A 5310-nucleotide genomic window follows, 5' to 3' on the forward strand; every position below is an offset into this window, starting at 1 on the left:
GTTCATGGGGCGGATACGATAGCAGCATAACAAATAAGAATTTAACGCTGCGAAGCCAGCGCTTAATCCGATTGTTGAACAAGCCCGATGCCTCTATATAAGTAAATTGTGCGATCTAACCTACATCAACAATACTGGACTTCCTGAATTTAAGCCGTTTGCCATACTTGCAGTTATTCATTAATTGCTAATTTAGTAAAGTCGCTGACAAACTTTTGTCCAGAGGCTTCATAGACCTGAAGTTTTACTCGTGGCACTTTTCTCAAAAAGTGCCAACTAGCTCAGATCTGCCCCAAAGTGTATCACGACCGATGATTGACTAATTAATGGTGAGTTGATTTTGTAATACATATGCTAACTAACAACCCTAGAGTGCAGGTGTTTTTTTCGTAACCCATCACTCGTGTGCGTACAAAAATCACATAACCATAATATATGACTTGAGTTGCTTAAAAAGATTGAGCAAGATGGACAGAAGTAAATGACTATATCCCGACTGAAAAGCGTTATGCACAGGGGCAATTAATGACGAAAGCGAAACAAGCTTTAAGCATAAAAGGTGATACGTTTAACCCATTTCCAGAGCCATTTAAATCTCGCCTTGGTCAATCTGAATGCAGAAGTTTAGGTGATTCTTTTGGGCTCACTCAGTTCGGTGTGAATCTGGAAGTATTAGAACCGAATGCGCAGTCGGCTCTTCGCCATTGGCACACAAGGTCAGATGAGTTTCTTTATGTACTCGATGGTGAGCTATGTTTAGTCAGTGATGACGGTGAGCAGACATTATTTGCAGGAATGTGTATTGGCTTCCCTGCTAGGGTCGAAAATGGACATCATTTAATAAACCGTAGTAGCGAACAAGCTAAATTTATAGTTATAGGGAGCCGAGTTGCAAAAGACGAAGCCCATTATCCAGATGATGATTTCAAATGGGTTGTTGAAAGTTCTGGTGAATGGACTCCCTCTAGAAAGAACGGCACACCATACTAGTGACTGTTAAGTAGTAGGAGGGAGACTATGATTCCAACAGCGATTCTTATTCATGTTCAAAATGTCGCATTGGGCATCGATTAGTATCAAAAAGCCTTTCCTACAGCTGTATCTGTTTATCATCCTAGTTTCGACTTTACCATGCTCAATTTGAACGGTTTTTCTCTTGAGATAGTACAAGCAGACGAAAAAGTAGGCTCGTGTAAATGTGGGACAGTTTTATATTGGTCGGTAAACAACTTGGATAAAGCACTGGATCATTTTGAAGAGCTTGGTGCAAAACTGTATAGAGGCCCAATGGCAATTGAAAATAGGCTTTTTATGTGTCAAATCGAAGACCCGTTTGGCAACTGATGTGCACCATTAATACTGGACAGGGAGCTTAGTGACTTTCCATACTTATGCTAATTCGTGATTTGCTAATACTTGGTTCTCCGAAACTCATTTCTGTCCAAAACCTTCACAGGCTGAATTTTTACCTATGGCACTTTCTAACTCGAAAGTGCCCTTTTCTGCGTTAACGTAATTACTCAGTAGCAGATCACGCTACTGAAATCACCGTACTTTTTCTTATATGCCAAAAGTGTTAAAAAGATAAGAGAACATCGAATGATGCTCTCTTAAATATCGGGGAGAGTACAGCTAAATAGTAAACACATTTCAGACGCGAATGAGTGTATACAAAAAGGCCGCAATCAGCGGCCTAGTTTAAAATCTACTAATTCAAAGTTAAAGCATCAATTTGAAGCTCTTTAAGTGTGAGATGAAGCTTGGGAGTCTCTGCTTTTGTAAGCAAGCTAAGAACTCATCTTGGCTCATTGGTGGCCTTTTTAATGAAGCTCTTTGTTGCTGAGCAGCCTTAACGCATGCGCTACTGTCCAATTCGAACATATCGCACAGGAACTCGTCTGGATGTATTGCTGTTAGACCTAAAGGCTCGAGTTCGCAAGAAGGAAAGTCTTTTAGGTTGAACGTAATGATAGACTCAGCCTGACCTTTAATGGCGGCAGCTACAACATGTCTATCATCAACATCGGGTAAAGTAAGGCCATCAATTAAAGACTCATACCCTTCAATCAAGCAGTCTGGAACATTTGCGTTCATTAACTGTCGAGTTCTTTGCAGTTGTTCTGCATTTAGCTCTGGCCTATTTTTCAGTAGATTTCGAGTCCATTCATCATGTATCTGTTCTGTCCATCGCGCTCTAAACAGGCCAGTATTGGCCAAGTACATTAGGTAGCTTCGGAGTGGAGCTGGGTACATTACACATGCGTCTAGAATTACCGTATATGACGCCATTAATATCCCATATCCATTTCTTGGTCTAATGCAGATAGTTCAGCAAGAGCAGCTAGTCTGTTCTCTTCTAGGCAGTTCTTGTACTCCATAAGATCAGTATAAGCTACCTTTCTACGGTTGCCAGTACGGCTAAACGGAATATCACCTGAATCAAGAAGCTTAATGAAAGTAGGACGAGACATGTTTAGCATCTCAGCACCTTCTTGCGTTGTGAGTTCCGCATGAATAGGTGTGATGCTAACAGAGTTGCCTTGACCTAATTGAGTAAGCATCTCGATCATCATATTTAATGCGCTTGCTGGAATAGTTACTTCGTGAGTCTTACCAGACTTATCGACAACGTTAATCCTTTGAGCTTCACCATTAATTTCTATAACGGCTGACAACTCTTGGCTACCAAGCTTAGCCAGTGCCATTTCTTCAGCGCTTGGCAATTTTGTAGCAGTATTCATCGTGTTTCTCTCTAGTTTTTAGTTTCTGATGTCATGGTATACAAATCTTCTCACCATGACATTATCCGAAATATTCGAAAAAAGTCAACATTCGAAATATTCGAAATATTCGAAATATTCGAAAGAAAGAGAGTGTCACATTATCGTTGGACTTAGTGCTCGTAGGCGGCCTAGTTCAAGGTCTATCAACGCATGCTTAACTATCTTTAATCATAGTACTTCAATATGTAGTGTATGAGAGGAATTGGTCAGCCAGATGTAGGCTAGCTGAATGATTATAATATTAGAAGTAATTCGAAAGGTCAGAGTGTTCTATGATTCATAACTCGGAATTGTCCGAAGATTAGTTTCAGTTATATCTGTCATGTTAAAGCATGCGGCAATCGTTTACGCCTCGTTATTCATTCGTAACTTGCCATCTTTCTTGTTGTGCCTGTGAAGTTGTCTGATACTTCGATACGTTTCATTTCGATGTTCATGGTGGGTTCGATTTTTTTAAGACGTGCTATATCACTGGCGATTCGTTTACAGCCTAAAAACAAGATGCCATCGAGTGGTGTTATGACATCTCCAGCCTTGAGGCAATCAACGAGGGAGGTGGCAGAGAGTGGTGTTTTTGTCCCAGCAACGTAGCGGGTTGCCACAAACTCATTCGTATAGTGGATTTCTCTTGGTAACATTTGTTCGCTTTTGGCGTAAATCATTCCGCTTTGTTTACCATTAATAACTCGATGCTCTTTATACACTCGTGTTTCCTCGCCTATGGTGGCCATAGCTTGTGGTGCGCGTGTGATGAATAAGCGAAAAGGTAGATCTTCACTTGTGATGTAATCGACAAGGTTAAACGCTAATCTTGCTCTCGCGATCTCTCCGAGTGGTTTGTCACGACAGATTTGTAGAACCTGATCCCATTGGCTGGTCAGTCGAGTGCTTTCTTTATCGCTTCTAACTTTAACCTTGAGAATATCGTAGTGAATTATCTTTTCCATGGTTAATTTGGCCTTCCGTTTTGCTTGCTTCGTTAAATTCCAACCTAACATTATTTTTTTATAACAAATTAAAGCAGTTATCCACAAAGTTGGGGCGTAACCTGTCTAAAACCTTCGTCGGTTGAGTTTATGCTCATGGTACCAAATAGATCGAAATCACCTAAAAATGCCGATAATTGTTTTCAAATTGAAGTAAAAAGCGCCAATTATAAAACTTATCGCGACACTAAGAGGCGGGTATATTCGTTGACTTCTAAAAGAGCCCAATGATGGTTACTTTGCAATTGGAGTAGATTACCGCCAGTGCTCCTTGAAGCGAAAATTAGAGCAACTGCCATTGATTTCTTGAGAGGTCATGGGGGTTGGTTAATCTCTGCACCCTCGTTAGGGTACCAATAGGCGGATACCTACTTATAAGCTCTCATCCTATCCAAATTCACGAGTTGTGATCTGATTTAACTTTTTGGTGAAATTACCTCTGTTAATCCCTAAAACCCTAGCAGCCTTAGACTGATTACCGCGCGTATGAGTTATCAACTCAGTAAACAATATTTCAAACACAGCAGGAGTCACCCAAGACATATCAGGGCTAACTGATTGTTTATCAAACCATGTCGGTTCCAGTTCTGCTCGGATAAGTTTTTTTAAATGGTCTTTGTTGATTGGGGTTAGTTGGTCATTCATAGAAGTTGAAGGTCATTAAGGAACGTTATCATTCTGACAAATTTACCATGAAATCGCCTTGAAATCAGCCGACGCGGGAAAATACGAATACGATGGATAACTGTCCAGCGCAATAAGCAACGAGGACATTTTTAATCATAAGCTCAAAGCCATTCGTTTCTAAAAACACTCGACCAATCCCTGTCCGGTGATGCCCATCATCAACATAAAGCTCACCATCTCTATTACACAGAGACCAATTTCGCTTTTCTTCTTAAAAAGAGTAATCAGGATTGCTTTGAAGGTTTCGAGCATAACGCTGACCACGTTCGAGACCGTGAGGATTATCAGCGCAAGGAAATAAACCACCCAAGTTTTGCCAGCATGTCGGGGCTCTAGCCCCCCACCCCGTCGGAGAGGTGAACATCCGTGACTTACCTTCGGCATGCGTAAATTTTTTTCATATCAGAGCCCTACACCGCAATACCATTAGCCAACAACCGTTCAATTGTTGGCCAGCTCATCTGCATACGCAGGTAATTACCTAAAAAAGCACTGCATTTCACTCTCAAGGAACCACGATGCCTAGACCTAAACGCGCGTCCGGCAACCACTTTACCCGTGGCGGACAAATTACTTTTCACTCCATTCGGATGTTCTTTCAAGTCAACAATACCTTAGTCTACGCCGCCATTTGGTCGGTGATAGCGCTCACTGGCGTTCTTACCTGGCTACGCGCGCCCGATAACGCCTTTTGGTCTGTGTTCTACTACTGGCGCAATCATATCTATGCCAGCTTTGGGCACAATCTTAACAGCGAAGTCACGACGTTCTGGAGCGGGAAACGCTACGTTGGTACGCTCGCCTCCCAACTGGAAAACACCCAACTCATCGACCTTTACGATAACGTGATACAC

5 protein-coding genes and 2 pseudogenes are annotated in these 5310 nt (G+C 41.7%); 3 read left to right on the forward strand and 4 right to left on the reverse strand.

What is annotated here, in order from left to right:
- The first annotated feature begins 525 nt into the window (after positions 1-525).
- Both AB4653_RS02980 and AB4653_RS02985 read left to right on the forward strand, forming a co-directional pair.
- A complete protein-coding gene (locus tag AB4653_RS02980; RefSeq protein WP_102257497.1) occupies positions 526-990 on the forward strand; it encodes a cupin domain-containing protein in 465 nt (154 codons plus the stop codon).
- A 27-nt stretch (positions 991-1017) separates the two neighbouring features.
- Positions 1018-1344: pseudogene (locus AB4653_RS02985) on the forward strand (glyoxalase/bleomycin resistance/dioxygenase family protein).
- A 375-nt stretch (positions 1345-1719) separates the two neighbouring features.
- On the opposite strand, the gene AB4653_RS02990 reads toward AB4653_RS02985, so the two are convergent.
- The 4 genes from AB4653_RS02990 to AB4653_RS03005 all read right to left on the reverse strand — a co-directional run bounded on the left by AB4653_RS02990 (position 1720) and on the right by AB4653_RS03005 (position 4414).
- The gene (locus AB4653_RS02990) at positions 1720-2289 is read right to left on the reverse strand and encodes a PIN domain-containing protein (RefSeq protein ID WP_017098631.1); all 570 of its coding nucleotides are present in this window, start codon (positions 2287-2289) and stop codon (positions 1720-1722) included.
- Positions 2289-2741 carry a helix-turn-helix domain-containing protein gene (locus AB4653_RS02995; protein ID WP_017098630.1) on the reverse strand — a complete coding sequence of 151 codons (453 nt, stop codon included), beginning with the start codon at positions 2739-2741 and terminating at the stop codon, positions 2289-2291. Before AB4653_RS02995 ends, AB4653_RS02990 begins: the two co-directional genes overlap by 1 nt.
- A gap of 401 nt (positions 2742-3142) precedes the next feature.
- Entirely contained in the window at positions 3143-3781 is a 639-nt protein-coding gene (locus AB4653_RS03000; RefSeq protein WP_017101949.1) for a hypothetical protein, read from the reverse strand.
- Between the two features lie 375 nt (positions 3782-4156).
- Positions 4157-4414 carry a helix-turn-helix domain-containing protein gene (locus AB4653_RS03005; RefSeq protein ID WP_016800114.1) on the reverse strand — a complete coding sequence of 86 codons (258 nt, stop codon included), beginning with the start codon at positions 4412-4414 and terminating at the stop codon, positions 4157-4159.
- Positions 4415-4974: 560 nt separating this feature from the next.
- Here AB4653_RS03005 and AB4653_RS03010 point away from each other — a divergent pair.
- Positions 4975-5310 (forward strand): annotated as a pseudogene (locus tag AB4653_RS03010) (type IV conjugative transfer system coupling protein TraD); the annotation flags it as partial.

Origin of the sequence: Vibrio sp. 10N.222.48.A3 (assembly GCF_041475345.1) — a bacterium.
GTDB classification, from domain to species: domain Bacteria; phylum Pseudomonadota; class Gammaproteobacteria; order Enterobacterales; family Vibrionaceae; genus Vibrio; species Vibrio tasmaniensis_A.